At 65.2% G+C, this 26,462-nt stretch carries 27 protein-coding genes; 21 read left to right on the top strand and 6 right to left on the bottom strand.

Annotation, left to right across the window (positions count from 1 at the left end):
- Positions 1 to 647, bottom strand: a 647-nt coding sequence (locus tag DU475_RS04685) for a DUF3422 family protein (RefSeq protein WP_164630929.1), incomplete at its 3' end; no start/stop codon positions are given.
- A 237-nt stretch (positions 648 to 884) separates the two neighbouring features.
- Here DU475_RS04685 and hemC point away from each other — a divergent pair.
- The 3 genes from hemC to DU475_RS04670 are packed head-to-tail and all read left to right on the top strand — an operon-like array spanning position 885 to position 4,674.
- Positions 885 to 1,877: a hydroxymethylbilane synthase gene (gene hemC, locus DU475_RS04680; RefSeq protein ID WP_041807464.1), complete on the top strand. Its 993-nt coding sequence runs from the start codon at positions 885 to 887 to the stop codon at positions 1,875 to 1,877.
- 5 nt (positions 1,878 to 1,882) lie between these two features.
- Positions 1,883 to 2,905, top strand: coding sequence for a magnesium chelatase ATPase subunit I (gene bchI, locus DU475_RS04675; RefSeq protein WP_142882144.1), 1,023 nt, complete (start codon positions 1,883 to 1,885; stop codon positions 2,903 to 2,905).
- Positions 2,902 to 4,674, top strand: a complete 1,773-nt coding sequence (locus DU475_RS04670) for a magnesium chelatase subunit D (RefSeq protein WP_164630927.1) — start codon at positions 2,902 to 2,904, stop codon at positions 4,672 to 4,674. The genes bchI and DU475_RS04670 overlap by 4 nt, the downstream gene beginning before the upstream one ends.
- Before the next feature lie 25 nt (positions 4,675 to 4,699).
- Here the strand turns inward: DU475_RS04670 and DU475_RS04665 are convergent, their stop codons facing one another.
- Positions 4,700 to 5,431 carry a PilZ domain-containing protein gene (locus tag DU475_RS04665; RefSeq protein ID WP_013503677.1) on the bottom strand — a complete coding sequence of 244 codons (732 nt, stop codon included), beginning with the start codon at positions 5,429 to 5,431 and terminating at the stop codon, positions 4,700 to 4,702.
- Positions 5,432 to 5,808: 377 nt separating this feature from the next.
- Positions 5,809 to 6,855 (bottom strand): uroporphyrinogen decarboxylase, encoded by a 1,047-nt coding sequence (gene hemE, locus DU475_RS04660; RefSeq protein WP_164630925.1) that lies wholly within the window; start codon positions 6,853 to 6,855, stop codon positions 5,809 to 5,811.
- A gap of 110 nt (positions 6,856 to 6,965) precedes the next feature.
- Between hemE and DU475_RS04655 the strand changes: the two genes are divergently transcribed.
- The 7 genes from DU475_RS04655 (at position 6,966) to DU475_RS24025 (ending at position 13,247) form a co-directional block, all read left to right on the top strand.
- Entirely contained in the window at positions 6,966 to 7,928 is a 963-nt protein-coding gene (locus tag DU475_RS04655; RefSeq protein WP_164630923.1) for an alpha/beta fold hydrolase, read from the top strand.
- A gap of 158 nt (positions 7,929 to 8,086) precedes the next feature.
- Positions 8,087 to 8,974, top strand: coding sequence for an alpha/beta fold hydrolase BchO (bchO, locus tag DU475_RS04650; RefSeq protein ID WP_013503674.1), 888 nt, complete (start codon positions 8,087 to 8,089; stop codon positions 8,972 to 8,974).
- Between the two features lie 75 nt (positions 8,975 to 9,049).
- The gene (locus tag DU475_RS04645) at positions 9,050 to 10,585 is read left to right on the top strand and encodes a phytoene desaturase (RefSeq protein ID WP_142882147.1); all 1,536 of its coding nucleotides are present in this window, start codon (positions 9,050 to 9,052) and stop codon (positions 10,583 to 10,585) included.
- Positions 10,582 to 11,649 carry a phytoene/squalene synthase family protein gene (locus DU475_RS04640; protein ID WP_080964243.1) on the top strand — a complete coding sequence of 356 codons (1,068 nt, stop codon included), beginning with the start codon at positions 10,582 to 10,584 and terminating at the stop codon, positions 11,647 to 11,649. The genes DU475_RS04645 and DU475_RS04640 overlap by 4 nt, the downstream gene beginning before the upstream one ends.
- A 335-nt stretch (positions 11,650 to 11,984) precedes the next feature.
- Positions 11,985 to 12,899: an oxygen-dependent coproporphyrinogen oxidase gene (gene hemF, locus DU475_RS04635; RefSeq protein WP_013503671.1), complete on the top strand. Its 915-nt coding sequence runs from the start codon at positions 11,985 to 11,987 to the stop codon at positions 12,897 to 12,899.
- Between the two features lie 64 nt (positions 12,900 to 12,963).
- On the top strand, positions 12,964 to 13,098 hold the full coding sequence (locus DU475_RS24450; protein WP_283805259.1) for a hypothetical protein: 135 nt from the start codon (positions 12,964 to 12,966) through the stop codon (positions 13,096 to 13,098).
- Complete coding sequence (locus tag DU475_RS24025) at positions 13,095 to 13,247, top strand: hypothetical protein (protein WP_013503669.1); 153 nt, start codon at positions 13,095 to 13,097, stop codon at positions 13,245 to 13,247. Before DU475_RS24450 ends, DU475_RS24025 begins: the two co-directional genes overlap by 4 nt.
- 43 nt (positions 13,248 to 13,290) lie before the next feature.
- Here DU475_RS24025 and DU475_RS04630 read toward each other — a convergent pair whose 3' ends face one another.
- From DU475_RS04630 to crtD, 3 genes are all read right to left on the bottom strand, one after another.
- Complete coding sequence (locus tag DU475_RS04630) at positions 13,291 to 13,620, bottom strand: GIY-YIG nuclease family protein (RefSeq protein WP_041807459.1); 330 nt, start codon at positions 13,618 to 13,620, stop codon at positions 13,291 to 13,293.
- 82 nt (positions 13,621 to 13,702) lie between these two features.
- Complete coding sequence (locus tag DU475_RS04625) at positions 13,703 to 14,656, bottom strand: carotenoid 1,2-hydratase (RefSeq protein WP_013503667.1); 954 nt, start codon at positions 14,654 to 14,656, stop codon at positions 13,703 to 13,705.
- 4 nt (positions 14,657 to 14,660) lie between these two features.
- Positions 14,661 to 16,220: a 1-hydroxycarotenoid 3,4-desaturase CrtD gene (crtD, locus tag DU475_RS04620; RefSeq protein ID WP_164630921.1), complete on the bottom strand. Its 1,560-nt coding sequence runs from the start codon at positions 16,218 to 16,220 to the stop codon at positions 14,661 to 14,663.
- A gap of 119 nt (positions 16,221 to 16,339) precedes the next feature.
- Between crtD and DU475_RS04615 the strand changes: the two genes are divergently transcribed.
- From DU475_RS04615 to pufM, 11 genes are all read left to right on the top strand, one after another.
- On the top strand, positions 16,340 to 17,206 hold the full coding sequence (locus tag DU475_RS04615; protein ID WP_164630919.1) for a polyprenyl synthetase family protein: 867 nt from the start codon (positions 16,340 to 16,342) through the stop codon (positions 17,204 to 17,206).
- A 49-nt stretch (positions 17,207 to 17,255) separates the two neighbouring features.
- A complete protein-coding gene (locus DU475_RS04610) occupies positions 17,256 to 18,377 on the top strand; it encodes a methyltransferase (protein ID WP_013503664.1) in 1,122 nt (373 codons plus the stop codon).
- A gap of 88 nt (positions 18,378 to 18,465) precedes the next feature.
- A complete protein-coding gene (bchC, locus tag DU475_RS04605) occupies positions 18,466 to 19,404 on the top strand; it encodes a chlorophyll synthesis pathway protein BchC (RefSeq protein ID WP_164630917.1) in 939 nt (312 codons plus the stop codon).
- A complete protein-coding gene (locus DU475_RS04600) occupies positions 19,404 to 20,402 on the top strand; it encodes a chlorophyllide a reductase iron protein subunit X (RefSeq protein ID WP_013503662.1) in 999 nt (332 codons plus the stop codon). The genes bchC and DU475_RS04600 overlap by 1 nt, the downstream gene beginning before the upstream one ends.
- A 23-nt stretch (positions 20,403 to 20,425) precedes the next feature.
- Positions 20,426 to 22,015, top strand: a complete 1,590-nt coding sequence (gene bchY, locus DU475_RS04595) for a chlorophyllide a reductase subunit Y (RefSeq protein WP_164630914.1) — start codon at positions 20,426 to 20,428, stop codon at positions 22,013 to 22,015.
- Positions 22,015 to 23,463 carry a chlorophyllide a reductase subunit Z gene (bchZ, locus tag DU475_RS04590; protein WP_047310048.1) on the top strand — a complete coding sequence of 483 codons (1,449 nt, stop codon included), beginning with the start codon at positions 22,015 to 22,017 and terminating at the stop codon, positions 23,461 to 23,463. The genes bchY and bchZ overlap by 1 nt, the downstream gene beginning before the upstream one ends.
- A 77-nt stretch (positions 23,464 to 23,540) precedes the next feature.
- Entirely contained in the window at positions 23,541 to 23,765 is a 225-nt protein-coding gene (locus DU475_RS04585) for a hypothetical protein (protein ID WP_047310049.1), read from the top strand.
- 154 nt (positions 23,766 to 23,919) lie between these two features.
- On the top strand, positions 23,920 to 24,117 hold the full coding sequence (gene pufB, locus DU475_RS04580; protein WP_013503658.1) for a light-harvesting antenna LH1, beta subunit: 198 nt from the start codon (positions 23,920 to 23,922) through the stop codon (positions 24,115 to 24,117).
- Positions 24,118 to 24,132: 15 nt separating this feature from the next.
- Positions 24,133 to 24,324: a light-harvesting antenna LH1, alpha subunit gene (gene pufA, locus DU475_RS04575; protein WP_047310050.1), complete on the top strand. Its 192-nt coding sequence runs from the start codon at positions 24,133 to 24,135 to the stop codon at positions 24,322 to 24,324.
- A gap of 131 nt (positions 24,325 to 24,455) precedes the next feature.
- Positions 24,456 to 25,289 (top strand): photosynthetic reaction center subunit L, encoded by an 834-nt coding sequence (pufL, locus tag DU475_RS04570; RefSeq protein WP_047310051.1) that lies wholly within the window; start codon positions 24,456 to 24,458, stop codon positions 25,287 to 25,289.
- Positions 25,290 to 25,316: 27 nt separating this feature from the next.
- Positions 25,317 to 26,240: a photosynthetic reaction center subunit M gene (pufM, locus tag DU475_RS04565; protein ID WP_047310052.1), complete on the top strand. Its 924-nt coding sequence runs from the start codon at positions 25,317 to 25,319 to the stop codon at positions 26,238 to 26,240.
- Positions 26,241 to 26,462 lie beyond the last annotated feature (222 nt).

The raw sequence follows: 26,462 nt of genomic DNA, 5'->3' as shown, positions 1-26,462 counted from the left end.
AGCAGCGCCAGCGTCCGATAGGTCTCGACTTCGAGCACGCGCTGCACCAGTGCGCCGGCGCGCTCCGCCGACATGCCGCGATCGATCACCAGCACCCGCACGAAGCCGGACGGCCCGGGCTGGAAATCGGTGGCGAACAGCGCCGCGCCGTCCGAGTTCTCGGCGACCGCGAGGCTGGCGCGATCGAACTGCCGCTCCGGCGCGGTGCGCGGCGGATCCTCCGGCATCGCGTGCAGATCGACCGCGACCAGGAGCGGGCCCGGCTGCGGCAGCAGACGCATCGGCGAGGCGATCGACGATGCTTCCGGATGGAACGGCGCTGCGGTCGGATCGGCCGGAATCTCCCAGGTGTAGGTGGTGAACTCGGAGTGCTGCTCCCAGCGCAGCATGGTTGTGCCGAACCGGGCGCGGTGGTGTTTTTCGCCGGGCGGTGGCGGCTGCAGCCCGCGCGACTCGCAGAAGCTGATCATTGCGGCGCGGTCGGCAGCGGCGGCCGGTCCTGAAGTGTCGAACGCGAAGTGCAGCACGCGTGCCGGCAGGTTCAGTGCAGTGAACGGGCGCGCGTGGACCTCGCCGAGAACGATGGCGCGCAGCGGGTGCGGCGAAAGTCGAACGTCTCCGTCGCCAATCAGAACTTCAGCCGTCATCTCGCTTTTGACCTTGCTCAATATTGCGCCTAGTTGACTTGAGTACCATTGCGTGGCGATAGACAGAAGCTGAAAGGTTCCGCGAAAGGCTGTCGCAGGCACCGGAATTGTCCAGGATCAACGACCCCGGTCCCCCGCCGGGCTTCTACGAGACATCGGTGTCATCCGTTTGCAATCTGGCCCGGGCTGGTCATAAGGTTCGGCCGAACTTCGCCGCGGGCCCGTCGCGGTTGTCGAATGGAGCGTGTGGTGAAATTTCCAGTCCGTATTGGTACGCGCAAGAGCGTGATGGCGCTTGCCCAGACTGAGGACATCGCCAAGCAACTGAGCGCGGCTGCGAGTGAGCTAGATCCCCAGATCATCAAGTTCGAAACTGTCGGCGACAGCGATCAGATCAGCAAGCTGCTGCCGCACGGCGGCAAGGGCGGAGCCTTCGTCGCCGAGATCCGCGCCGCGATGCTGCGCGGCGAACTGCATTGCGCGATGCATTCGCTCAAGGACATGCCGGCCAACGAAGAGACGCCCGGCCTGATCGTCGCCGCCACGCTGGCGCGCGATCCGGCGTGCGACTCGCTGGTGCTGCGCAAGGGCCTCACCCTCGAGGATCTGAAGAAATCCCGCGGCAAGGGCTACACCATCGGCACCAACGCGGTGCGGCGCGCGGCCTATGCCAAGCGCCTGTTCCCGGAAGTCGAGGTGATCCATTTCCGCGGCGCGGCCGACAGCCGGATGCGCAAGCTCGACAATGGCGAGAAGCAGCGGATGCCGGACGGCAGCGAGGTCGGTCCCGCCGACGCGCTGATCATGGCGCGCGCCGGCATCGAGCGCGTCGGCTTCGTCGATCGCATCGCTCACGACTTCACGCCGGAAGAAATGCTGCCCGCAGCCGGTCAGGGAATCGTCGCGGTGGAATGCCCCGTGCACGAGTGGAAGACTCGCCAGTATCTGGCGCTGATCGACAATCATCAGTCGCGGCTGTGCTGCGATGCCGAGCGCGAGGTGCTGTGGGTGCTGAATGGCCATTGCAACTCGCCGATCGCGGCGCACTCGATCATCACTGGCGACGAGATGACGCTGCGCGCCTCGGTGCTCGACCTGGAAGGCGGAATGTTCATCGAGGCGGTGCGCACCGGTCCGGCCAATCGGCCGCGCGAACTCGGTCGCGACGTCGGACTCGAACTGCTCGACAAGGGTGCAGCCGCGGTGATCGAAAAGACCCGGCCGGAGTAATCGTCATGGCCACAGTGTTTCCGTTCTCCGCGATCGTCGGCCAGGACGAGATGAAGCTGGCGCTGCTGATCGCGGCGGTGGATCAGAAGGTCGGCGGCGTGCTGGCGTTCGGCGATCGCGGTGCCGGCAAGTCGACCGCGGTGCGCGCGCTCGCTGCGCTGCTGCCGAAGATGAAGACGGTCGTCGGCTGCCGCTATAATTGCGATCCCGACCAGCCCGAGCGCTACTGCGAAGAGTGCAGGGAGAAGGTCAAGCACGGCAAGGTCAAGACCGCGCAGGTGCCGGTGCCGGTGGTCGATCTGCCGCTCGGCGCCACCGAAGACCGCGTCGTCGGTGCGCTCGATCTGGAACGTGCGCTTGCCAAGGGCGAGAAGGCGTTCGAGCCTGGCCTGTTGGCGCGAGCGCATCGCGGCTTCCTCTACATCGACGAAGCCAACCTGCTCGAAGACCATCTGGTCGACCTGTTGCTCGACGTCGCCGCCTCTGGCGAGAACGTGGTCGAGCGCGAAGGGCTCAGCATCCGTCACCCGGCGCGGTTCGTGCTGGTCGGCACCGGCAACCCGGAAGAAGGCGAGCTGCGTCCGCAATTGCTCGACCGCTTCGGCATGTCGGTGGAAGTGAAGACGCCGGACACGCTGCCGGAACGCATCGAAGTGGTGCGACGCCGCGATGCGTTCGAGAACGATCCGGCGGCCTTCGTGGCCGATTGGTCGAAGGAAGAGGCCAAGCTCCGCCGCAAGATCTCGCAGGCCAAGGAACGGCTGCCCGATGTCACCGTGAGCGATGCGGCGCTGGAGCGCGCCGCCAAGCTGTGCATGACGCTCGGAACCGACGGCCTGCGCGGCGAACTCACCTTGATGCGTGCCGCGCGTGCGCTCGCTGCGCTCGAGCACGACAAGACCGTGACCGATGATCACCTGAAGCGGATCGCGCCCTCTGCCTTGCGGCACCGGTTGCGCCGCAATCCGCTCGACGATGCCGGCTCCAGCGTGCGGGTCGACCGCGCGCTCGCCGAAATCTTCGGATGAGCATCGCGCTCGCATGGTCCGATGCGGTGACCGCGGCGCAGTTGTTCGCGGTCGATCCGGTCGGCGCCGGCGGTGTGTTGCTGCGCTCGCGTGCCGGCCCGGTGCGCGATCGCTGGCTCGCGATGCTGCGGGCCGCGCTGCCGCCTGAACAACCCTACAAGCATCTGCCGCTGCACATCGGCGACGGCCGCCTGCTCGGGGGGCTCGATCTGTCGGCGACGCTGCTCGCCGGTCGCCCGGTCGCGGAGCGTGGCCTGCTGTCGGAAGCCGATGGCGGCGTGCTGGTGGTGGCGATGGCCGAGCGGCTGCAGTCCTCGACCAACGTGTATCTCACCGCCGCGATGGACGCGCACGAGACCGCGGTGGAGCGCGACGGCCTGTCGCTGCGGATGCCGGCGCGGTTCGGCGTCATCGCGCTCGACGAAGGACTGGAAGACGAGTTCGCGCCGGCCGGGCTGCGCGACCGGCTCGGCTTCCATCTCGATCTCGATCAGTTCGCCTGGCGCGAGACCGACGATTTCCCGATCTCGCTCGACGACATCCGCGCCGCGCGCGCCCGGCTCGCCGACATCAAGGTCGAGAGCGACCAGATCGAGGCGGTTTGTACGGCGGCTGCCGCGCTCGGCATCATCTCGCTGCGCGCCCCGCTGCTGGCGATCCGCGCCGCCAAGGCGAGCGCGGCGCTGTTCGATCGACCTGCGATCGCGCAGGACGACATCACGCTTGCCGCACGGCTGGTGCTGGCGCCGCGCGCGACCGTGTTCCCGCAGCAGGAGCAGCCGGATCAGGCCGACGAGCCGCCGCCGCCCGAGCCGCCGCCGCCGGACGACGACAATCAGGACAACAGCGATCAGGAACAGCAGACGCCCGACATCGACAAGGCGCTGGACGAGGTGATCCTCGCCGCCGTCAAGGCCGCGATGCCGCCCGGCGTGCTGGAGGCGATGCGGGCCTCGGCCGGACGGGCGCGGGCCCGCTCCGCCGGCAAGGCCGGCGAATTGCAGAAATCGAAGAAGCGCGGCCGCCCCGCCGGCAGCGTGCGCGGCGAATTGCGCGACGGCTCCAAGCTCAACGTGATCGAGACGCTGCGCGCCGCGGCGCCGTGGCAGCCGCTGCGGCGGCGCCAGGCCGCGGGACGCAACGGCAGCGCGCCGCGCATTCTGGTCGAGAAGGACGATTTCCGGATCGCGCGCTTCAAGCAGCGCACCGAGACCATCACCATCTTCGTGGTCGACGCCTCCGGTTCGGCGGCACTGCACCGGCTCGCCGAAGCCAAGGGCGCGGTGGAACTGTTACTTGCCGACTGCTACGTCCGCCGCGACCAGGTGGCGATGATCTCGTTCCGCGGCACCATCGCCGAGATCCTGCTGCCGCCGACGCGGTCGCTGGCGCGCGCCAAGCGCAGCCTCGCCGGATTGCCGGGGGGCGGCGGCACTCCGCTGTCGGCCGGGCTCGACTGTGCCTTCATGCTGGCGGATTCGATCAAGCGCAAAGGCCAGACGCCGACCGTGATCGTGCTCACCGACGGCCGCGCCAACATCGCGCGCGACGGCGCGCCGGGACGGCCGCAGGCCGAGGAAGACGCCAAGGCGTCGGCCCGGCAGTTCCGCGTCGCCGGAATCAGTTCGGTGGTGATCGATATGTCGCCGCGTCCGGGACCGCAGGCGGAAGCCTTCGCCAAGGAAATGGACGCGCGCTACCTGCCGCTGCCGCATGCCGACGCCACCGTTCTGGCGCAGGCAGTGACCGCCGCTACCCGGCAGGACTGAGCGGCGTCCGCTCGGAGCAGTGATCTTAAGCGTCGAGCACGAAGGCGTCGTCGTCTCCGGCGACACGCGGCGTGATCGGAGCAGGAGGCGGCGGCGCCTCGATGGTGGCAAGCCTTTCGACCCGCGCACCGACCGTCGAGTTCCGCTGCGGCGGCCGCGCGATCCGCCATTCCAGTTCGTTGCGGTTCTGCAGCTCGGTGAACTTGACCGCGAAGCCGTCCGGGCGATGCCGCACCACGCGCCCGACGCAGCCGCCGACCGCCAACGGCGTGCCGATCTCGGGCTGCACGTCGGCGGACACCGCGACTCCCGAGATCGACATGTCGATGACGAAGCAGGTGTGCGTACTGCCGTCGGCGAGGATCAGCGTGGAGTGCGGACAGGCCGGAACGATCCGCGCCTGTTCCCGTGCGTCCTTGATCTCCGGGTCCAGCATCTTCCGCTCCAGCCAGCTCAACTGGTTGGAGAGGCGTTCGCGCATCGCGCGAGTCACGGCGAGTTCCAAGAGAAACCCGCCCGGCAGCGTGTCGCTGATGTGCCCTTCAAGCTTGCCGAACTCGCTGAAGTACGACGAGATCTGATCGCCGACGCGGCCGATCACCGGGACGTCGACGATCATCCGGAACGGTGACACCCGGCTGGTGCGGCAGGCGAATTGTCGCAGCTTGCCGTTCTGGTCGTACCAGTTCGCCAGCGAGTAGTTGCCACCGACGGTGACGTTAACGGCGCGCTGCTTGAGAAATCGCTGGACGGACACTGCGGTTCGGCCCCCGGAAGAATACCTGTCGATTAGTAACGCACTCGCCGGCGTGGAGATCTTCAGGATTGCTCATGATCCGCCAATGATTCCAACCTTGGTTATCGAAATCTTGTGGCTGCGGATAAGCTTGTTCGGGAACCTGAAATCCAGGCGTATCGGGCCTTTCCTGGCGCCCGCGAGCTAACAACCCCGGTTCCGGCCAATGCCGACTACCGGCACAACGAGTTCAAAAACGGGAACTAAGCGTCCGCACAACCTGACTGCCGGATTGCCTGGAAGGTTGTGGTGATTGCTCGCTGCAATCGACAAATGAAAAGAGCCGGTGCGGGCTGCACCGGCTCCTCGATCAGATCGATGAGAGAGGCGAAGGTGCCTCAGGCCTTGTAGTCGCGGACGCGCTTGATCATCTGCTCGACGTGAGCGATCGACGCGTCCGGCGTGATGCCGTGGCCGAGATTGAAGATGTGCCGTCCGGCCGAGAAGTTGTTCAGCACGTCGTCGACCGACTGGTCGAGCGCCGAGCCGCCGGCGATCAGCAGCAGCGGATCGAGGTTGCCCTGAATTGCGACCTTGGTCTGCACCTTCTCGCGCACGAACGCCGGCTCGGCGGTCCAGTCGATGCTGACGGCGTCGACGCCGGTGCGCTCGACGAACGCCGGCAACAGCGCGCCGGCGCCGCGCGGGAAGCCGATGATCTTGGTGCCCGGCTTGACCTTGCGGATACCCTCGACGATCCGGCGGGTCGGCTCGATGCACCACTTCTCGAATTCGCGCGGCGGCAGGATGCCGGCCCAGGTGTCGAAGATCTGCAGCACGTCGGCGCCGGCTTCGAGCTGCTTGAGCAGATACTGAATCGAGCTCTCGACCAGCACGTCGATGATCTTCGCGAATGCGCCGGGATGCTGGTAGGCCATCAGTCGGGCAGGGTGCTGGTCCGAGGTGCCCTGGCCGGCCACCATGTAGGTCGCGACCGTGAACGGTGAACCGCAGAAGCCGATCAGCGTGGTTTCCGGCGACAGTTCGCCGCGGACGATGCGCAGCGCCTGGAAAACCGGCTCGAGCTTGGACAGGTCGATCGCGCTGCTCAGCGTACCGACCTTGTCGGGCGTATCCAGCGGGTCGAGCCGCGGACCTTCACCGACTTCGAACCGCACCGCGCGGCCGAGCGCATAGGGCACCACCAGAATGTCGGAGAAGATAATGGCGGCATCGAAGCCGAATCGCCGGATCGGCTGCAGCGTCACCTCGGCGGCAAGCTCCGCATTGAAGCACAGATCGAGGAAACTACCGGCCTGCGCCCGCGTTGCGCGGTATTCCGGCAGGTAACGTCCGGCCTGCCGCATCATCCACATCGGAGGAGAGGCCTGCCGGTTGCCGGAAAGCACTTCCATGAACGGTTTGGTCACCAGATTCTGTGTCAAGAGAGCTACCCACTGTTGTACGACAAGTCTTCTTGACGGTCTGATACACTGCGCGCACCGTCTTGACCACGCCGACCTGCGGCGGAGATGCCGCGAATAGGAATTTCGAGATGAATGCAACCGCACCCACCCCCGCATCGTCCGAGACGCTCAGCGGAAATCCGGCGCTGCCGGCGCCGGTCCCGGGCGAACGTCACGACATCGACAGCTTCGGCGGCCGGCTGACCTATTGGTCCGCAGCGCCGGCGGAGCCGACGTCGGAGCCGCCGCTGCTGCTGATCCACAGCGTCAATGCCGCAGGCTCTGCTTACGAAGTCCGGCCGATCTTCGAGCACTATGCGCGAAGCCGCCCGGTTTATGCGATCGAATTGCCGGGCTTTGGTCATTCGTCGCGCGCAAAGCGTCAATACACCATTCGGATGATGACGGATGCGGTGCATTCCGTAGTCGCCGAGATTCAGAAGGTGCACCCCGACAAATCGATCGATGCACTGGCGCTGTCGCTCGGCAGCGAATTCCTGGCGCGTGCAGCGAGCGAAACGCCGCAGCCGTTCCGTAGCCTGGCGCTGGTCGCCCCGACCGGATTCGACAAGAAGAACCAGCGTTGGACCCAGGGATCGCGCGCGATTCCGTGGCTGCACGCGTTCTTCGAGAACCCGGTATGGAGCGAGGGCATCTTCAAGCTGCTGACGATGAAGCCGGTGATCGCCTGGTTCCTGAAGAAGGCCTTCGGCGCGCCGAACATCGATCAGGGTATGCTCGACTACGACTATCTGACGACGCATCAGCCGGGCGCCCAGCACGCGCCGTATTACTTCGTCGCCGGCTATCTGTTCAGTCAGGACATCCTGCGGATCTATCAGGATCTGCCGATGCCGGTGTGGTTCAGCCACGGCGTCCGCGGCGATTTCGTCGACTACACCTTGAAGACCACGGTGGAGGGCCGGCCGAACTGGACCGTCACGGTGTTTCAGACCGGCGCGATGCCGCATTTCGAGGTGCCGGGCGAGTTCATGCGGGCCTATGACGAGTTTCTCGGTCGGGTCACGGGGACGGGTAGGGCGACGCTGTAGTGGCGGCGACGATGTCACTGCCTCTCCTCACAACGGGCCTCATCCTGAGGAGCGGCCCGCAGGGCCGCGTCTCGAAGGATGGCGTCCTGCATCCTCATGGTTCGAGACGCCCGCAGAGCGGGCTCCTCACCATGAGGGGCCTGTAGTCGAGGCGTGCCGTGAGCGATCTCGTCTGGAGTCGGGACGGCCTGGATTGGCCCCATCGCGAGGCCAGCCGCTTCGTCGAGGCCGGCGGCTTCCGCTGGCATGTGCAACGCATGGGATCGCCGACCGCGCCGGCGATCCTGCTGATCCACGGCACTGGCGCAGCTTCGCACTCCTGGCGGGGTCTGGCGCCGCTGCTGGCACAGCACTATCAGGTGGTCGCGCCCGACCTACCCGGGCACGGCTTCACCCAGTCGCCGCGTGGCCATCGGATGTCGCTGCCCGGGATGGCGACCGACCTCGCCGCGCTGCTGCGCGTGCTGCAGGTCTCCCCCTGTTTGGTGGTCGGTCACTCGGCGGGCGCAGCGATTCTGGCGCGGATGTGCCTCGACGGCGCGATCGATCCGAAAATCCTGTTCAGCCTCAACGGCGCGTTTCTGCCCTATGGAGGGCCGGCGGCGAGTTTCTTCTCGCCACTCGCCAAGATGCTGGTGATGAATCCGTTCGTGCCGAGTCTGTTCGCCTGGCAGGCCGGACACCGCGGCTCGGTCGAGCGGTTGATCGGCAACACCGGCTCGACCATCGATCCGGCCGGCATGAAGCTTTACGGCAAGCTGGTGTCCAGCCCGCATCATGTCGCCGCAGCGCTGCGGATGATGGCGAACTGGGAGCTTGAACCGCTGTTGAAAGCATTGCCCAATCTGAAGCCGCTCTTGGTGCTGGTGGCGGCCGAGGGGGACCGTGCGATCCCACCGTCGGTGGCGGTCAAGGTACGGGAAATCCTGCCGAAAGCGGTGATCGAACGGATTCCGGCGCTCGGCCATCTGGCGCACGAGGAGCGGCCGGCCCTGATCGCCGACCTGATCGAACGCTATGCGGAAAAACTTCCGAATATCGAATAGATCAAAGACGGCTTGTCAGGACCCGCTTACAGATTGCCGCTAGCCCTCTGTCAATTTTTTGTTACAGTGGTACCCATGCTTGATCCTGGCCCCAATCCTGCTCCTCGTCCTCCCCGCGATCATGCTCCGCATGCGGTGGTGATCGGCTCCGGCTTCGGCGGCTTGGCCGCGGCGGTCCGTCTGGGCGCTAAAGGGTATCGGGTCACCGTGCTGGAGAAGCTCGATAAGCCCGGTGGTCGCGCCTACGTCCACAAGCAGGACGGCTTCTCGTTCGACGCCGGGCCGACCATCGTCACCGCGCCGTATCTGTTCGAAGAGCTGTGGAAGTTGTGCGGCAAGCGGATGTCGGATGACATCACCTTGAAGCCGATGTCGCCGTTCTATCGCATCCGCTTCGACGACGGAACGCACTTCGACTATTCCGACGATCGCGATGCGGTGCTCGACCAGATCGCGAAGTTCTGCCCCGACGACGTGCCGGCCTACGACCGCTTCATGGCGGCCTCGCACGAGATCTTCAAAGTCGGCTTCGAGCAGCTCGGCGATCAGCCGTTCAGCCGCTTCACCGACATGCTGAAGATCGCGCCGGCGATGATCAAGCTGGAGAGCTATCGCAGCGTTTACGGCCTCGTCGCCAAGCACTTCAAGGATCCGAAGCTGCGGCAGGTGTTCAGCTTCCATCCGCTCTTGATCGGCGGCAATCCGTTCATGTCGAGTTCGGTGTACTGCCTGATCACTTACCTCGAAAAGCAGTGGGGCGTGCATTCGGCGATGGGCGGCACCGGCGCGCTCGTCACCGGTCTGGTGAAGCTGATCGAAGGGCAGGGCAGCGAGATACGCTATCACCAGGACGTCCGTCAGATCGTGGTCGAGAACGGCGTCGCGACTGGCGTCAAGCTCGCCGACGGTGAGGTGATCAAGGCCGACATCGTGGTGTCGAACGCCGATTCCGCCTCGACCTATCGCTATCTGCTGGCGCCGGAGACTCGCAAGCGCTGGACCGACGCCAAGATCGAGAAGTCGCGCTACTCGATGAGTCTGTTCGTCTGGTACTTCGGCACCAAGCGCCGCTACGACGACGTCAAGCACCACACCATTCTGCTCGGGCCGCGCTACAGGGAGCTGATCAGCGACATCTTCAGCCGCAAGGTGGTCGCCGAGGATTTCAGCCTGTATCTGCATCGCCCGACCGCGACCGATCCGTCGCTCGCGCCTCCCGGCTGTGACACCTTCTACGTGCTGTCGCCGGTGCCGAACCTGCTCGGCGACGTCGATTGGCACAGCAAGGCGGAGCCCTATCGGGCTGCGATCGCCAAGATGCTCGGCGCCACCATTCTGCCCGATCTGGAAAATCAGATTGCGACCTCCAAGATCACCACGCCGCTGGATTTCCAGGACCGGCTGTCGTCGTTCCGCGGCGCGGCGTTCGGTCTGGAGCCGGTGCTGTGGCAGAGTGCCTGGTTCAGGCCGCATAATCAGAGCGAAGACGTCAAGCGGCTTTATCTCGTCGGCGCCGGAACGCATCCCGGTGCCGGCCTGCCCGGGGTATTGTCCTCGGCGCGGGTCATCGATGCGCTGGTCCCTCCGGCCGACAGTCTGGTGACATCATGAGTCTGCAATCCGATATGTTGGCCCAATCCGACATGCTGGCCTGCCGCGAGATGATCAAGGAAGGCTCGCACACCTTCCACGCGGCGTCCCTCGTGCTGCCGCGGCGGATCAGCGATCCGGCGATCGCGCTGTATGCGTTCTGCCGCGTCGCTGACGACGCCGTCGATCTCGGCCTCGATCGCGCCGCCGCGGTCGAAGTGCTGAAGGACCGGCTCGACCGCGCCTGCCGCGGCGTGCCGCGAGCCTATCCGTCCGACCGCGCCTTCGCCGATGTGGTGGCGCGGTTTTCGATTCCGCCGGCGATTCCCGAGGCGCTGATCGAGGGGCTGGAGTGGGACGCGCAGGGCCGTCGGTTCGAGACGCTGTCGGAGTTGTACTCGTACTGCGCCCGGGTCGCCGGCACCGTCGGCGTAATGATGACGCTGGTCATGGGGCAGCGCAAACCCGACATCGTGGCCCGCGCCTGCGATCTCGGCTGCGCGATGCAGCTCACCAATATCGCTCGCGACATTGGCGAGGACGCGCGCAACGGCCGCATCTACATGCCGCTGTCGTGGATGCGCGAAGCTGGGCTCGATCCCGCCAAATGGCTCGCCGATCCGAAGTTCACGCCGGAGATCGCCAGCATCGTCAAGCGACTGATCGACACCGCGGACGCGCTGTACGATCGCGCCACGCTCGGCATCGCCAATCTGCCGCGCTCCTGCCGTCCCGGCATCTTCGCGGCGCGCGCGCTGTATGCCGAGATCGGCCGCGAGGTCGAACGCTCCGGTCTCGACTCGGTGTCGAGCCGCGCGGTGGTTTCCACCGGCCGCAAGCTCGCGGTGTTGGCGCGGCTGCTGGCGTTCCAGGAAACCGAATGGGCGCCGGCGAAGTATCTGCCGGCCAAGTTCGGCGATATGGAAGAGACTAAGTTTCTGGTCGACGCGGTGATCGCGCATCCGGTGCGCGAACTGCCGCCGCGCCAGAAGGTCAAGCCGCTCGAGCAGAAGGTCGCCTGGCTGGTCGACCTGTTCACCCGCCTCGAACGCCGCGACCAGATGCTGCAGCGCAGCCGGGTGTAGTTAGCAGATCTCCGTCTCAATTTCGTCATGGCCGGGCCTGTCCCGGCCATCCGCGAACGGCGGTTGCGCCGACATTTGTGGCGCATGGTTCGAGACGGCGCTGCGCGCCTCCTCACCATGAGGACATCGCGCGTAGCGACACTCCACGAATCTCGATTGGGCCATCCTCTCGCTTCGACCTCATCCTGAGGAGGCCGCGTAGCGGCCGTCTCGAAGGATGAGCCGCGCGCTCCCCGAGCGGGCTGCTCCGTTCAAACGCCACTGAGTTGCAAAAACTCTCGTAGCCGCCACATTGGCGTGATACCGATGCGGACCTTGCGCAACGGATCACGGCCATGACCATCGACACCGACCTCGACCGCTCGCCCGCTGCTTCCACCGATAATCCCGTCGAGGCCCGCCGGGCCCAGGCGCGGGCCTGGTTCGAGGGGCTGCGCGACCGGATCTGCGCCGAGATCGAAACGCTCGAGCGCGAAGCGCCGGCGGAGCTGTTTCCCGGCGAGCCGGCCACCTTCACCTACAAGCCGTGGCAGCGGAAGACCGGCGCCGGCGGCGGGGTCGGCGGCTTTCTGTCGAACGGGCGGCTGTTCGAGAAGATCGGCATTCACACCTCGTCGGCCAACGGCAGGCTGACTCCGGAGATGGCCAAGAATCTGCCCGGAGACGGCGTCAGCCTCGATTACGTCTCCACCAGCATCAGCCTGATCATGCATCCGCGAAGTCCGCGGGTGCCGACCGTGCACATGAACACGCGATTTCTGTCGACGTCGAAAGGCTGGTTCGGCGGCGGCGCCGATCTGACGCCGATGCTGCCGGAGCAGCGCAGTCAGGACGCGGAGGACGCAGTGATCTTCCACGCCGCCATGAAGGCCGCCTGCGACGCCCACGATCCCAACTACTACGCCAAGTTCAAGCCCTGGGCCGATACGTATTTCTTTCTTCCGCATCGCGGCACGGCCCGCGGCGTCGGCGGCATCTTCTACGATCACCTCGACAGCGGCGATTTCGACCGCGACTTCGCCTTCACCCGCGACGTCGGCTCGGCGCTGCTGGATATCTATCCGAAGATCGTCCGCAAGCGCATGGTCGAGCCGTGGACCGAACAGGAGCGCGCTCAGCAGCTCGCCTGCCGCGGCCTCTACGTCGAGTTCAATTTGCTGTACGATAAGGGTACGATGTTCGGCCTGCAGACCGGCGGCAACACCGAGACCATCATGAGCTCGATGCCGCCGCTGGTGAGCTGGAGCTGATCAGGCCCTTGGGTGCGCTGGAATTGATCAAGCCCGAACTGGCTGCGGCCGCGGGAGGCTCGTGATGGAGAACTATTACGGACTGATCGAACTGATCGCGGTGTTCGCCTGCCTGATCGTCGGCTGGCTGGTGCTGGAGCGCCAAGGCAAACGCCTCGACCGCGCCCGCGCCGAGCGCGACAAGGATCGCCCGCAATGAACAGCGACAGCGCCTTCAACTATTTCGAAATCCTGATGCTCGGCATGTTCGCCGCCGGCTGGGGCGTGCTCGAATGGCAGGGCAGGAGACTGGACCGCAAGCGGGAGGCGGAGAAGGCGAAGGGGGCTAGACTTCCCGAGGGGCACTGAATCCGTCATGGCCGGGCTCCGTCCCGGCCATCCACGAACAGCCTCACAACGAGTCGTAAAGATCGTCCCAATGCGGATTCGTCGCCAAGATCAGGCGCACTTTCCAAGTCCTGCTCCAGTGCTTGATGTTGTGCTCGCGCTGGATCGCAGTCCGGATGTCATCACAAATTTCGAAGTACACCAGCCGCTTCAAGCCGTAGCGCTTCGTGAAGCCCGCAACGGCGCCGGTGCGGTGTTCATGGACCCGACGCACGAAGTCGCTCGTCACCCCGATATACAGGATGCCGTTGGGCCGGTTGGTCAAGAAGTACACGTAACCGCATCCCATGCGGTGAGTATGTCGTTCGTGGATGGCCGGGACAAGCCCGGCCATGACGGTGTTGGAATGCTGCGTCTATTCTGGTCTGGCCATCACGGCCGGACTCGTTCCGGCCATCGAAAACGCACGCCGCCCGCTATCTCCGCCGTGGCATCCGGAACGGCAGCATGGCTTGCACCACCGGCATGCGGAAGCGGTCGAGCGACAGGCTTTCGTGCATCAGCGTCACCTTCTCGCCGAGCAGTGTCGTTTCCACCATCGAGCGGGCGTAGAACGGTGTGTCTTCGAGCGTGCGGACCAGCTTGGCGCCGGTCTCGCTGCGGGCGCTGCGGTCGACCTTCCAGCCGGAGCGCGGCAGCGGCAATAGCTGCGGCGGGGTGAATTCCTGCTTGTTGCCGTCGGCGTCGAAGGTGACGGCGAGGTCGACCCGGCTGCCGTCGCGGCGTTCGGCTTCGTACAGGATCACAGTCTTGTCGCGCATCGCGCCGCGCGCCCATTCCCAATGCCGGAAGCCGGTCTCGATCGGTTCGTCGCCTGCATTGCTGTCGAGATAGCCTTCGCCCTGCCACGACAGGTTGGGTCGCCGCAGATCGACCTCGACCCGCGCGCGCGGCGCGATCGGCCACCAGCGATGATTGCCCTGCAGGTTGAGGACGAAGAAATCCTTGGTGATCGCGGCCGGCGTCACCCGGACGCGGCCTTCGATTCGGCCGGGCACCGGCGCGCCGGTTTCGCGGATGTTGATGGTCAGCGTCTTGCCGTCCCAGCCGAGATCGCTGGGGCCGATCAGGAAGGCATTGACGTTGCGCGCCACGCGGCCGCGGCCGCGCTCGGTCATGCTCCAGCGCTTGCCGGCCTGGTGATACAGCGCGACGTTGATGGCGCAATGGTCGAGCGGGTCGGCGGGCCCGCGGCGCCGCGCGAACGCGTAGTACGGCGAAAACACGCTGCCGATGAAGGCGATGATGGTCAGCCCTTCGCGGCCGTCGTCGCTGATCGCGTCGATGTACCACCAAGCATAGCCGTTGCGCGGGATATCGACATTGAATCCGGCGCGGCGTTCGTCGGTCTCGTTAGGCCAGGCAATCATTCTCTCACGTCGTCTTGGAGGCTGCCGGGCGAAGGGCAGGCTTCGGCCCGGAGGGGTTGGAGTCGAGGTCGGCGAACAAGCTCGCCGCCGCGGCGCGACCCGACAGGGCGGCCATCGGCACACCGGGACCGGGGTGGGTGCTGCCGCCCGCCAGATACAGGCCGGGGATCTTTGTACCCGCTCCGGGACGTTCGAACGAGGCGCTCCAGCCGTGCGAAGCGCGACCATACAGCGCGCCGCCGGTCGCCGGGAACAGCCGGTTGAAATCCGCCGGCGTGGTCACCTGCGTCTTGCTCGGATCAGAATCGACCCGCAGGCCGCAACGCTGCAACACGCCGAACGCGCGCTCGGCGGCCCGCGTGACATCGCCTCGATCGAAGGTCTTCCGATCGCCGACCGGCGGCGCGTTGATCAACACCAGCAATTCCTCTTCGCCGCCGGCGTCGAGATGAGCCTCGTCGTCGATGCGATCCTGCGCGCAGACATACACGGTCGGCTCGCTCGGAACCTCGCCGCGGCCGAAGATCTCTGTGAACTCTCGTGGATAATCCCGCGAGAAGAACACCGAATGCCGGCTCAACGGGAAGCCCTCGGTTTTCGCCACCATGCTCCAGGTGATTGCCGACAGCGAGCGCAATCGAGGGGCCAGCGGCGACGCGGCGGCGCGTACTGCCTCGCCGAACAACCCGGCCGGCAAGGCGCCGACGTCCGCATTGACGATCACCGAATGCGCCTCGATCCGCTCGCCGTTCTCCAGGATCACGCCGGCGGCACGTCCGCCGGACACCATCACCTCGCGCACGCTCTGCTGATAGCGAATCGTTGCGCCGAACCTGACGGCGCAATCGGCCAGCGCCCGCGCCAGCGCGTGCATGCCGCCTTCGATGATCCAGACGCCCTCGTGTTCGACGTGGGCGACCAGCATCAGCGTCGCGGGCGCGTCGAACGGTGACGATCCGCAATAAGTCGCATAGCGGCCGAACAGTTGCCGCATCCGCGGATCGTGGAAGTAATCGCCGAGCGCCTTCCACATCGTGGTGAACGGGCGGATCTTGCGCAGTTCGATCAGACCGCCGATGCCCCCGGCGGTCGCCAGCTTCGGCAGGCTCGGCGCGGTGGCGCGCAGGAACGGCTTCTCCAAAATCTCGTAGATGCGCCGGCTGTCGGCGCAGAACTGGCGATAGCGCCTGGCTTCGGCCGCGCCGGCAAACGCGCCGATCGCGTCGGCGGAGCGTGCCTCGTCGGCGAACAGGTCGAGATGCGTGGTGTCGTCCCAGGCGTGGCGGGCGAGCACCGACAAAGGTCGTAGGCGGACATGGTCGGTGAAATTCAGGCCAATGCCGGCGAACAGTTCCTCGAACACCCAGCGCATCGTGAATACGGTCGGGCCGCTGTCGATCCGCGCCTGCCCGATTGCGACTTCGCGCAGTTTGCCGCCGGGGCCTGCGGCGCGTTCCAGCACCGTGACGTCGAGACCGCGAGCGGCCAATGCGAGCGCAGACGTCAGTCCCGCGACGCCTGCGCCGATCACTACGACGCGATTCTTCGCGGTCTGATCCCGCATTCGATTTCTCGCTCCGGCTTAGCTGTCTTTGAGCCATATCATTGACAGGTGTCCATAATAACTTACAGTTTCGCGTGACAAGTTAAATTGACACTTGTGCCCGGCGCGGGAGTGTAGCCATGGATGTCACCAATCGGATCGAGCGTGCGCTGACTGAGGCGCTCAATCAGGCCGATATGGCCGGTTGTCCGCCGCGGCTGGCGGCGGCGATGCGTGGCGCGGTGTTCCCGCGCGGGGCGCGCGTTCGTCCGCGGCTTTGCCACAGCGTGGCGCTTGCCTGCGGCGAAGACAATCCGGGAATTACCGAAGCCGCCGGTGCCGCGCTCGAGCTGATGCATTGCGCCTCGCTGATCCACGACGATCTGCCGTGCTTCGATGGCGCCGATCTGCGCCGTGGCCGGCCCTCGGTGCACAAAGCGTTCGGCGAGCCGCTCGCCGTGCTCGCCGGTGACGCTATGATCGTGCTGGCGTTCCAGACCATCGCCCGGGTCGACGGCCCGGCGGACCGGCTGTTGAAGCTGACCCAGATCATCGGCAGTGCGGTCGGCGTGCCGTTCGGCATCGTCGCCGGCCAGGCCTGGGAATGCGAGTCCGAGATCAACCTCGCGCACTATCATCGCTCCAAAACTGGCGCGCTGTTCGTCGCCGCCACCGCGATGGGCGCGGCCTCGGCGGGGGCCGATCCGGAGCCGTGGCGGATGGTTGGCGAGAAGATCGGCGAGGCCTATCAGGTCGCCGACGATCTGCGTGACGCCGCCGCCGATGTCGAGGAGATCGGCAAGCCGGTCGGTCAGGACATCGCCCACGATCGCCCCAGCGCGGTGCGCGAGATGGGCATCGATGGCGCGATTTACCACCTGAAGTCGCTGGTGCGCGGCGCCGTCGAGGCGATGCCGGAATGTACCAATGGCAACGAGCTGCGGTCGCTGATCATGTCGGAAGCGACGCGTCTGGTGCCGGCGAAGCTCGCCGCCACAGCGGCCTGATGCGGCCGCCGGCTTGGCTTTCGCGGCCGGCCGGTGGTAGCAGATCCAGATGGTCTCCCTGAGCCTGCGTGACCGGCTGCTCGGCTGGCGCGATTCGATCCTGTCGAATCCGCGCTTTCAGCGCTTTGCCGCGGTGTTTCCGTTGATGCGTCCGGTCGCCCGCCGGCGTGCCGTGGCGATGTTCGATCTGGTCGCCGGCTTCGTCTATTCGCAGATTCTGCTGGCCTGCGTTCAGCTCCGGCTGCTCGACATCGTCGCCGATCGTCCCGCCACCGCCGAAGAACTGGCCGTGCGTCTGTCGCTGCCGGTCGAGTCGATGCGCATGCTGCTCGATGGGGCGGTCGCGCTCCAGTTGCTGCAGCCCCGTAACGGCAACCGCTACGGCCTCGGTCAGCTCGGCGCCGAGCTGCGCGGCAATCCCGGCGTGCTCGCGCTGGTCGAACATCATGCCATGCTGTATCGCGATCTGTCTGATCCGGTGGCAATGCTGCGCGCGCCGCGGGGCGGGGGCGAGCTGGCGGCGTATTGGGCGTATGTGCGGGGCGAGCGCCCGTGCGAGCTGCCGTCCGATGCGATTGCGTCCTACACCGAGCTGATGGCCGCCTCGCAGCCGATGATCACCCGCGAGGTTCTCCACGTTTACACGTTCCGGGATCACCGCTGCCTGCTCGACGTCGGCGGCGGCGACGGCTCGTTCCTGTCGGCGGTCGCCGCCCAGGCGCCTCAGCTTCGCTGTATCCTGTTCGACCTGCCGGCGGTGGCCGAGAAGGCGGCCGCCCGGTTCGAGGCAAACGGGCTGAAAGACCGGGCGACTGCAGTCGGCGGCAGTTTCAGAACCGACCCGCTGCCCGAAGGCGCCGACATCATCTCTCTTATCCGGGTGATCCACGACCACGACGACGAAGTCGTCGAGGCGCTGCTGCGCGCCGTCCACAAGGCCTTGCCCGACAATGGAAAACTGCTGATCGCCGAGCCGATCGCCGGCACCCCCGGCACCGCGGCGATCTCCGACGCCTATTTCGCCTTCTATCTTTACGCGATGGGCTCCGGGAAAGCCCGGAGCTTCCCTCGGCTACGGGCGATGTTGGAGAATGCGGGCTTCTCCCAGGTCACTTTGCACCCGGTTCCGATGCCGCTGGTTGCCTCCGTAATTACCGCATCCAAACGGTAGTTGTGTTAATCTGGCTTGACACTGTGGTCCGTCAGTTTAGCATGACACTCGGCGGCAGAGCTCTGCCGTTCGGATTTTGGAGTAAGCGATGGACACCATCGCGGTCGTACTCAAGCAGCCACAACAGGTCGAACTCAGTCGCTTGAGCCTCACGGCGCCGACTGACGACGACATCGTTGTCGATGTTGCCTGGAGTGGCGTCAGCACCGGTACGGAGCGGCTGTTGTGGTCGGGCCGGATGCCGCAATTCCCCGGAATGGGTTACCCGCTGGTCCCCGGCTACGAGTCGGTCGGCGAGGTCGTCGAGGCCGGATCGGCCACCGACCTGAAGCCGGGCCAGATGGTGTTCGTGCCTGGGGCGAAGTGCTTCGGCGAAGTGCGCGGCCTGTTTGGCGCCTCGGCGTCGCGGCTGGTGGTGCCCGCCAAGCGCGTGGTGCCATTGGATTCGAAGCTCGGCGAGCGCGGCATTCTGATCGCGTTGGCGGCGACGGCCTATCATGCGATCGCCGCGCGCGGTGCGACCCCGCCCGACTGCATCGTCGGTCACGGCGTGCTCGGTCGCCTGTTGGCGCGGATCTCGATCGCGCTCGGCAATCCGCCGCCGGTGGTGTGGGAGAAGAACCCGATTCGCAGCGGCGGCGCCGAAGGCTATGCGGTGGTCGACCCCGCCGCCGACGAGCGTCGCGACTATCGCAGCATCTACGACGTCAGCGGCGATCCGAAATTGCTCGACACTTTGATCTCGCGCATCGCGGCCACCGGCGAGATCGTGCTCGCTGGGTTCTACAGCGAGCCGCTGTCGTTCTCGTTCCCGCCCGCTTTCATGCGTGAAGCACGCATTCGGGTTGCGGCGGAATGGCAGCCGCCGGACATCGGCGCCACCAAGGCGTTGATCGAAAGCGGCAAGCTCTCGCTCGACGGACTGATCACACACCACCAGGAGGCGGCGTCGGCCCCCGACGCCTATCGGATCGCTTTCGAAGACCCTGCTTGCCTCAAAATGGTTCTGAATTGGAGACCGAGCTGATGAACGTCGTTCCGCAGATCAGCCTGCAAGACGCACAACTCCGGGCCGAGGCGTCGGTTGAACCCGATGCCCCGGTGACGACTCCCGTCACCAAGGAAACCCAGATCATTGCGATCTACGGCAAAGGCGGAATCGGCAAGAGCTTCACGCTCGCCAACCTGTCCTACATGATGGCCCAGCAGGGCAAGAAAGTGCTGCTGATCGGCTGCGATCCGAAGAGCGACACCACGTCGCTGCTGTTCGGCGGCAAGGCGACTCCGACCATCATCGAAACGTCGTCGAAGAAGAAGCTCGCCGGCGAGGAAGTCACCATCAGCGACGTCTGCTTCAAGCGCGACGGCGTGTTCGCGATGGAGCTCGGCGGTCCGGAAGTCGGCCGCGGCTGCGGCGGTCGCGGCATCATCCACGGCTTCGAGACGCTGGAGAAGCTCGGCTTCCACGAGTGGGGCTTCGACTACGTGCTGCTCGACTTCCTCGGCGACGTGGTGTGCGGCGGTTTCGGTCTGCCGATCGCCCGCGACATGTGCCAGAAGGTGATCATCGTCGGCTCCAACGACCTGCAGTCGCTGTATGTCGCCAATAACGTCTGCTCGGCGGTCGAGTATTTCCGCAAGCTCGGCGGCAATGTTGGCGTCGCCGGCATGGTGATCAACAAGGACGACGGCACCGGCGAGGCTCAAGCCTTCGCAGCGGCGGCCGGGATTCCGGTGCTGTCGGCGATTCCCGCCGACGAAGGCATCCGCCGCAAGAGCGCCAACTACGAGATCGTCGCGCTGCCGGACGGGCAGTGGGGTCCGCTGTTCGCGACGCTCGCCGACAACGTCGCCACGGCGCCGCCGGTCCGGCCGAAGCCGCTGTCTCAGGACGGGCTGCTCGGCCTGTTCTCCAGCGACGTCACCGGGCGCGACGTCGTACTCGAGCCGGCCACGATGGAAGACATGTGCGGCGCTGCGGTGCTGAACAAGCCGTCGCTCGAAGTGATCTACGACGAGGTCTGAGATCGGGTGATCGGGAGTTCGTCATGAGTGTCATGTCTCGTTATTCCGGCCGCATCGCCGGATCGATCGGCGACGATGCGGCGGATTTTTCCGTCGACACCGATGCGCCCGCGATCAACGAAGCCGCGACCAAAGCCGACGGTCTCGGCTGCCACGCCGGTGCTGCACAAATGAAAGCGGCGGCTGAAGCCGCCGGCAAGAGCGACGTGCTCGAACGCTACGCCGCCGACTATCCGAAGGGACCGCACGACCAGCCGCAGAGCATGTGTCCGGCGTTCGGCTCGCTCCGCGTCGGTCTGCGGATGCGCCGCACCGCGACCGTGCTGTCCGGTTCGGCCTGCTGCGTCTACGGCCTGACCTTCGTGTCGCATTTCTACGGCGCGCGCCGCACCGTCGGCTACGTGCCGTTCAGTTCGGAAACGCTGGTCACCGGCAAGCTGTTCGAAGACATTCGCGAGGCGGTGTACAAGCTGGCCGATCCGGCGCAGTACGACACCATCATCATCACCAATCTCTGCGTGCCGACCGCCTCGGGCGTGCCGCTCGATCTGCTGCCGAAGGAAATCAACGGCGTTCGCATCATCGGCATCGACGTGCCGGGCTTCGGCGTGCCGACTCACGCCGAGGCCAAGGACGTACTGTCCGGCGCGATGCTCGAATACGCCCGCAAGGAAGCCGAGCAGGGCCCGGTGCAGGCGCCGCGCGGCGGCCGCAGCGAGCGTCCGACCGTGACGCTGCTGGGCGAGATGTTCCCGGCCGATCCGGTTGGTATCAACCTGATGCTCGACCCGCTCGGCCTCGCCGTGGGTCCGGTGGTGCCGACCCGCGAATGGCGCGAGCTCTATGCCGCGCTCGACTGCCAGGTCGTCGCGGCGATTCACCCGTTCTACAAGTCGTGTATCCGCCAGTTCGAGCTCGCCGGTCGCAAGGTCGTGGGCTCGGCGCCTGTCGGGCACGACGGCACCGAGGCGTGGCTGGAAGCGATCGGCACCGCTTGCAATGTCGAGCGCTCGAAGATCGACGCCGCCAAGAACCGCTTCCTGCCGGCCATCAAGGCGGCGCTCGCCGCCAAGCCGATCAACGCGCGTATCACCGTGTCCGGCTACGAAGGCTCGGGGCTGCTGGTGGCGCGGCTGCTGATCGAGAGCGGCGCGAACGTACCTTATGTCGGCACCGCGGTGCCGCGCACGCCGTGGTCGGACCCGGATCGCGAATGGCTGGAAGCCAAGGGCGTGCGGGTGCAATTCCGCGCCTCGCTCGAGCAGGACTACGCCGCGGTCGACGAGTTCATGCCGGATCTCGCCATCGGCACCACGCCGGTGGTGCAGAAGGCCAAGACGATGTCGATCCCGGCCTTGTACTTCACCAACCTGATCTCGGCGCGGCCGCTGTTCGGTCCCGCCGGCGCCGGATCGCTGGCGCAGGTGATCAACGCCGCGCTCGGCAACAAGGCGCGATTCGACGAGATGAAGGAGTTCTTCGGCGACGTCGGGCAGGGCTATGCCGCCGGCGTCTGGGAAGACACGCCGAAGGACGTTCCGGCCTATCGCGAGAAGTACAAGAAGCAGATCGAAGCCGCAGCCAAGAAGCGCAAGGCGGAGGAGATGATCTGATGCTCGTCCTCGATCACGATCGCGCCGGCGGCTATTGGGGCGCCGTGTACGCCTTCACCGCGGTGAAGGGTCTGCAGGTGATCATCGACGGTCCGGTCGGTTGCGAAAACCTGCCGGTGACCTCGGTGCTGCACTACACCGACGCGCTGCCGCCGCACGAATTGCCGATCGTCGTCACCGGCCTCGGCGAAGAAGAGCTCGGCAAGCTCGGCACCGAAGGCGCGATGCACCGCGCCCACAAGGCGCTCGATCCCTATCTGCCGGCCGTCGTCGTCACCGGCTCGATCGCCGAAATGATCGGCGGCGGCGTCACGCCCGAAGGCACCGGCATCAAGCGCTTTCTGCCGCGCACCATCGACGAGGATCAGTGGCAGAGCGCCGACCGCGCGATTTCGTGGCTGTGGAAAGAATACGGCCCGAAGAAAATTCCGGAGCGGAAGCGCAAGGACGGCGAGAAGCCGCGGGTCAACATCATCGGACCGATCTACGGCACCTTCAACATGCCGTCCGATCTCGCCGAGATCCGCCGCCTGATCGAAGGCATCGGCGCCGAAGTCAACATGGTGTTCCCGCTTGGCACGCACCTGTCTGATATTCCCAAGCTGGTGAATGCCGACGTCAACGTCTGCATGTATCGCGAGTTCGGCCGGTTGCTGTGCGAATCGCTGGAGCGGCCTTACCTGCAGGCGCCGATCGGGCTGCATTCGACCACGCGTTTCCTGCGCAAGCTTGGTGAGCTCACCGGCCTCGATCCCGAGCCGTTCATCGAGCGCGAAAAGAACACCACCATCAAGCCGCTGTGGGATCTGTGGCGGTCGGTGACCCAGGACTTCTTCGGCACCGCCAGCTTCGCCATCGTCGCGACCGATACCTATGCCCGTGGCGTGCGGCATTTCCTCGAAGACGAGATGGGGCTGCCGTGCACCTTCGCGATCTCGCGCTGTGTCGGCAAGAAGACCGACAACGAAGCGGTGCGTGCAGCGATTCGTCAGACCCCGCCGCTGATCATGTTCGGCAGCTACAACGAAAGAATGTATTTGGCCGAGACCGGTGGTCGCGCCGTGTACATTCCGGCGTCATTCCCGGGTGCTGTGATCCGCCGTCACACCGGCACGCCGTTCATGGGCTACTCCGGTGCCACTTACCTGGTGCAGGAAGTCTGCAACGCGCTGTTCGACGCGCTCTTCAACATCCTGCCGCTCGGCAGCGATCTCGACCGGGTCGATCCGACGCCGGCACGCCGGCACGAAGAATTGCTGTGGAGCGACGAGGCCAAGGCGCTGCTCGACGAAGTGCTCGAAGCTCATCCGGTTCTGGTGCGGATCTCTGCGGCAAAACGTCTTCGCGACGCCGCCGAAAACAGCGCACGCCGCGCCGGACAGGAAAAAGTCACTACCGAATTCGTGTCTCGGGCGCGCGCGGCGCTGCTCGACGGCCAAACGATGTAACGATGATTTGAGCTAGAACAATGCGCTTCACAATGTCGCGACCAAATATGAGCAATCCAAGAGTGAGGAGATGATCGATGTCCGACTACGCCCACACCGGCCGTCGCTCTAGGGTTCTTCCGGATAGTGCCGCGTTCGAATGCCGGGTGATGTTCGGTGCGTGCTACGCGCTGTTTCTGATCCGGGCTCTGGTTACGCGGGCGATGCCCTGGCGCAAAAGGTCCGGTTCGCAGGAGTCGGTCTTCAGTGAAGCTCACAACGCGGCGAGTGTCCTGGTGACCTCGTCGTTCATGGGAATGTAATTCGGAGATTTCGTCCGGCCTCCGCCGGACGGAAGGCTGCCGTTTTGGAGACGAAACGGTAAATCGCTGTCGTTTCGGAAACGATACGGCAATCGTAGCCGCCCTCGCTCGGGCGGCGTGTCGGCCCAAAAGGCCATCACTAGGAGGTGACCAAATGAGTGACGGTTCCATCTCGGGACTTTCCGAAGCGGAAGCCAAGGAATTCCACTCGATCTTCGTGACCAGCTTCTTCCTCTTCATCGTCGTTGCGGTTGTCGCTCACATCCTCGCCTGGATGTGGCGTCCGTGGCTGCCCAAAGCGACCGGCTACGCGATGGACAGCGTTCAGCAACTGACTTCGTTCCTGTGCTAAGGGGAGACGACTACTATGTGGCGAATTTGGCTTCTGTTTGATCCGCGTCGCGCGCTGGTCCTGCTGTTCGTGTTTCTGTTCGGCCTGGGCATCATCATCCACTTCATCCTGCTGAGCACCAGCCGGTTCAACTGGCTCGATGGTCCGCGTGCGGCGAAGGCGGCGTCGATCTCGCTGCCCTTCACTCCGCCGAGCATGCCGGTCTAATGGCGTGAAGCACTGCTTGCCGGAAGGGGCGGGAAACGGACCGATCTGCCGGGCCCGTTTCCTTCCGGGAAGCGACTTGGACTGGACCACGACGATGGATTTTCCCTGGCTCGCACGCGGAGGAACGATCGATGGCAATGCTCAGTTTTGAGAAGAAATACCGCGTTCGCGGCGGAACGCTAATCGGGGGCGACCTATTCGATTTCTGGGTTGGCCCGTTCTACGTTGGGATCTTCGGGGTGATGACCGTGTTCTTCGCGCTGATCGGCATCGCGCTGATCGCGTGGAATACTGCGCTTGGCCCCACCTGGAATCTCTGGCAGATCAGCGTCAACCCGCCGGACGCAAAGTACGGTTTGGGATTTGCGCCGCTCACCGAGGGCGGTATCTGGCAGTGGGTGAGTATCTGCGCGACCGGCGCGTTCGTCACCTGGGCGCTGCGTGAGGTCGAGATCTGCCGCAAGCTCGGCATCGGCTTCCACGTTCCGTTCGCCTTCAGCTTCGCGATCTTCGCGTATGTGACGCTGGTGGTGATCCGTCCGGTTCTGATGGGCTCCTGGAGCTACGGTTTCCCCTACGGCATCTTCACGCATTTGGATTGGGTGTCGAACACCGGCTACGCCTACGGCCAGTTCCACTACAATCCCGCGCACATGATCGCGATCACGTTCTTCTTCACCACCTGTCTGGCGCTTGCGCTGCACGGCGGCCTGGTGCTGTCCGCTCTCAATCCGGACCGTGGTGAACCCGTGAAGTCTCCGGAGCACGAAAACACCGTGTTCCGCGATCTCGTCGGCTACTCGATTGGTACCATCGGTATTCACCGCCTCGGTCTGTTCCTGGCGTTGGCTGCCGTGTTCTTCAGCGCGGTCTGCATGATCATCAGCGGTCCGGTGCTGGCGGAAGGTGGTTCGTGGCCCGATTGGTGGAATTGGTGGCGCAACCTGCCGATCTGGAATCCGTAATTCAACCGGTCACAAGAGAGTCTTGTCATGGCCCAATACCAGAACATCTTTACGCAGGTCCAGGTTGAAGGACCTGCCTATGCGGGGGTGCCGCTACGTCCCGGCAGCTCACCCCGCGAGACCAAGACCACCTTCTTCTATTGGCTTGGTAAGCTCGGCGATGCCCAGATTGGTCCTGTCTATCTCGGCTTCACCGGTGTCTGCTCGCTGCTGTGCGGCTTCGTTGCGATCGAGATCATCGGTCTCAACATGCTGGCGTCGGTGGACTGGAGCCCGATCGAATTCCTGCGCCAGTTCTGCTGGCTGGCTCTTGAGCCGCCGAAGCCGGAATACGGTCTGAGCATTCCGCCGCTGAAGGAAGGTGGCTGGTGGTTGATCGCCGGCTTCTTCCTGACCGTGTCGATCCTGCTGTGGTGGGTTCGCACCTACCGCCGCGCTCGGGCGCTCGGCATGGGCACCCACATTGCGTGGGCGTTCGCTTCGGCCATCCTGCTGTACCTGTCGCTCGGCTTCATTCAGCCGCTGCTGATGGGCTCCTGGAGCGAAGCGCCGCCGTTCGGTGTCTTCCCGCACCTCGACTGGACCAACAACTTCTCGATCAAGTACGGCAACCTGTACTACAACCCCTTCCACTGTCTCTCGATCGCCTTCCTGTACGGCTCGGCCCTGCTGTTCGCCATGCACGGTGCGACCATCCTCGCTGTGAGCCGCTACGGTGGCGAGCGCGAAATCGAGCAGATGCTGGACCGCGGTACCGCACTTGAACGCGCTGCTCTGTTCTGGCGCTGGACGATGGGCTTCAACGCCACTGCCGAATCGATCCATCGCTGGGCTTGGTGGTTCGCGGTGCTCTGCCCGCTGACCGGTGCCATCGGCATCATCCTGACCGGCCCGGTGGTCGATAACTGGTTCGATTGGGGCGTGAAGCACGGCCTGGCCCCGCCGCGGTAACCACAACCGCACGTCTATCTGAACGAATGATGCGCGCGCCTGATGGTATAGATCCCAACAGGCGCGCGCTGCTGCTTTCGGCTCCCGAGAAATACGACGGCTGGCGGTCCTTTTCTACCGCTGGCTGATGACGAGGGAAGCGACCTGCTGTAAACGAAGCGCCTCGAACTCCGCTGAGAGGCCGACAAAACAAAGCCTGAGAAGACTGCGAACGAGAATAAG

Source organism: Rhodopseudomonas sp. WA056, from assembly GCF_010906995.1.
GTDB lineage: Bacteria > Pseudomonadota > Alphaproteobacteria > Rhizobiales > Xanthobacteraceae > Rhodopseudomonas > Rhodopseudomonas palustris_G.
The sequence above is the reverse complement of the archived record's forward strand: the minus strand, read 5'-3'. Positions and strand labels throughout refer to the sequence as shown.